We start from the raw sequence: 2,430 nt of genomic DNA, 5'->3' as shown, positions 1-2,430 counted from the left end.
GGCGCCCGCCGAGGCCCCCGCCGAGGCCCCCGCGGCGGACCCGGGCGACACCCGGCCCGAGCCCGTCCCGGCCTGATCCGCCCCCGGGACGCGCGTGGGCCCCCGCGACACCGGTCGCCGGGGCCCACCCGTCACACGAAGATCACTTGCGCTTGTTGATCTCCTCGGTGAGCTGCGGCGCGACCTGGAACAGGTCGCCCACGATGCCGTAGTCGACGAGCTCGAAGATCGGCGCCTCGGGGTCCTTGTTGATGGCGACGATGGTCTTCGAGGTCTGCATGCCGGCCCGGTGCTGGATGGCGCCGGAGATGCCGACCGCGATGTACAGCTGCGGCGACACGGTCTTGCCGGTCTGCCCGACCTGGAACGAGTGCGGGTACCACCCGGCGTCGGTCGCGGCACGGGACGCGCCGACCGCCGCGCCGAGCGAGTCGGCCAGGCCCTCGATGATCGAGAAGTTGTCGGCGCCGCCGACGCCGCGGCCGCCGGAGACGACGATCCCGGCCTCGGTCAGGTCCGGGCGCTCGCCCTTCTCCTGGACGACCTTCTCCACGATCCTGGCACCCTTGTCGGCGTCCGACAGGGTGACCGAGACCTGCTCCTCCACCGGGCTGGCGGAGGACGCCTCCGGGGCGACCGAGTTGGGCCGGACGGCGATGACCGGCGTGCCGGTGCGCACCTTGGCGTGCGAGATGATCGCGCCACCGAAGATGGAGTGCTCGGCGACGAAGCCGTCGGCGACGTCCACGACGTCGGTGAGCACACCGGAGCCGGTCTTGACCGCGAGCCGGCCGGCGACCTCCTTGCCCTCGCCGGTCGCGGCGACCAGCACCGCGGCGGGGGACTTGTCCGCGACGAGCTGCGCGAGCAGCGCGGCCTTCGGGGCGACGACGTAGGAGGTGAGCTCCTCGTCGGCGGCCACGTAGACCTTGCCGGCGCCGTACTCGGCGAGCCGGTCCTTCGCGTTCTCGTAGCCCGGGCCGACCCATACCGCGGCGGCCTCGCCGAGCCGGTTCGCCAGCGTCAGCAGTTCGAGCGTGACCTTCTTGACCTCACCGTCGACATGGTCGACGAGGACGAGAATCTCCGCCATTGTTCGTTAATCCCCTTCCCCGGTCAGACGAACTTCTTCGACGCGAGGAACTCGGCGATCCGCGCGCCGCCGTCGCCCTCGTCGGTGACGATCTCACCCTTGGCGCGCGGGGGCGCCTCGGCGAAGTCGACCACCTCGGTGGCGGCGTTCGCCAGGCCCACCTGCGAGGCGTCGATGCCGGCGTCGCCCAGGCCGAGCGTCTCGACCGGCTTCTTCTTGGCCGCCATGATCCCCTTGAACGAGGGGTAGCGCGGCTCGTTGATCTTCTCGACGACGCTGACGACCGCGGGCAGGCTCGCCTCGACCCGGTCGAAGCCGTAGTCGGTCTGCCGCTGCGCCTTGATGGACGTCCCCTCGATCTCGACCTTGTTGGCGAGCGAGACCTGCGGGACGCCGAGCCGCTCGGCGAGCATCGCGGCGAGGACGCCGGTGCGCGCGTCGGTGGACTCCGAGCCGAGGATCACCAGGTCGAAGCCGGTGCGGCCGAGGGCCTGCTGGATGGCGTACGAGGTCTGCAGCGCGTCGGAGCCGGCGAGGCCGTCGTCGACGAGGTGCACGGCCTTGTCCGCGCCCATGGCCAGGGACTTGCGGATCGAGTCGGTCGCCTTGTCGGGGCCCATGGTCAGAACGGTCACCTCGCCGCCCTGGGCCTCCTTGATGCGCAGCGCCTCTTCGATCGCGTACTCATCGAGCTCGTTGATGACGCCGTCAGCCGCGGCGCGGTCGAGCGTGCTGTCATCGGACTTCAGCTTGCGCGGGCTCTCCGTATCGGGAACCTGCTTCACCAGGACGACGATGTTCATGGCCGGTGGCCGACCTCCCTGCACTCAGTTGGCCGCTTGGTGAGCGGCAGAGGGGCGCCGCCCCTGGGCGGGTCGACGCGGACGTGCGTTCTCGAAGTCACAGCCTGCCAAACACCCGAACGCGCTTCGGAGCCGGGTCCCTGATAGGGCCGTGCAGCACTATGTTACTAGTCAGTAGCCTACTGGCAAATTCCAGCTTGTGAGACCTTACCCACCTGGCCGCCGGGTTTGCCCGGTCCGGGGCGTCCCGGATCCGGGGTGACGCACTTCACGCCGCAGCACCTACCGACCGCCTCAGAACCTGTTGACGGCGGTCTGCAGGCGGTCCAGGGCGCCCTCCACCGAGCCCTGCAGCCCGTACAGCGGGGCGAAGCTCGGCGTCAGCGCCAGCGCGCCGACCCCCGCGAGCAGGGCGAGGCCGCCGAGGATGGCGACCGCCGCCGCGAGCCGCCGGGGCCGCCGCACGACCGGCAGGAACATCCGCTCCAGCTGCCGGCGGGGAGCGCCGACGCCCAGCCCCGTCCACAGCACCGC

Annotated in this window: 2 protein-coding genes and 1 pseudogene; all 3 read right to left on the bottom strand. The window is 71.2% G+C overall.

Annotated features, from left to right (window positions below; all coding sequences use genetic code 11):
- Positions 1 to 142: 142 nt before the first annotated feature.
- Positions 143 to 1,093, bottom strand: coding sequence for an electron transfer flavoprotein subunit alpha/FixB family protein (locus E1289_RS37270; protein WP_131988847.1), 951 nt, complete (start codon positions 1,091 to 1,093; stop codon positions 143 to 145).
- A gap of 23 nt (positions 1,094 to 1,116) precedes the next feature.
- Positions 1,117 to 1,896: an electron transfer flavoprotein subunit beta/FixA family protein gene (locus tag E1289_RS37265; protein WP_131988845.1), complete on the bottom strand. Its 780-nt coding sequence runs from the start codon at positions 1,894 to 1,896 to the stop codon at positions 1,117 to 1,119.
- 294 nt (positions 1,897 to 2,190) lie between these two features.
- Positions 2,191 to 2,430: pseudogene (locus E1289_RS37260) on the bottom strand (hypothetical protein); the annotation flags it as partial.

Origin of the sequence: Actinomadura sp. 6K520 (assembly GCF_004349245.1) — a bacterium.
Taxonomy (GTDB): Bacteria; Actinomycetota; Actinomycetes; order Streptosporangiales; family Streptosporangiaceae; genus Spirillospora.
The sequence above is the reverse complement of the archived record's forward strand: the minus strand, read 5'-3'. Positions and strand labels throughout refer to the sequence as shown.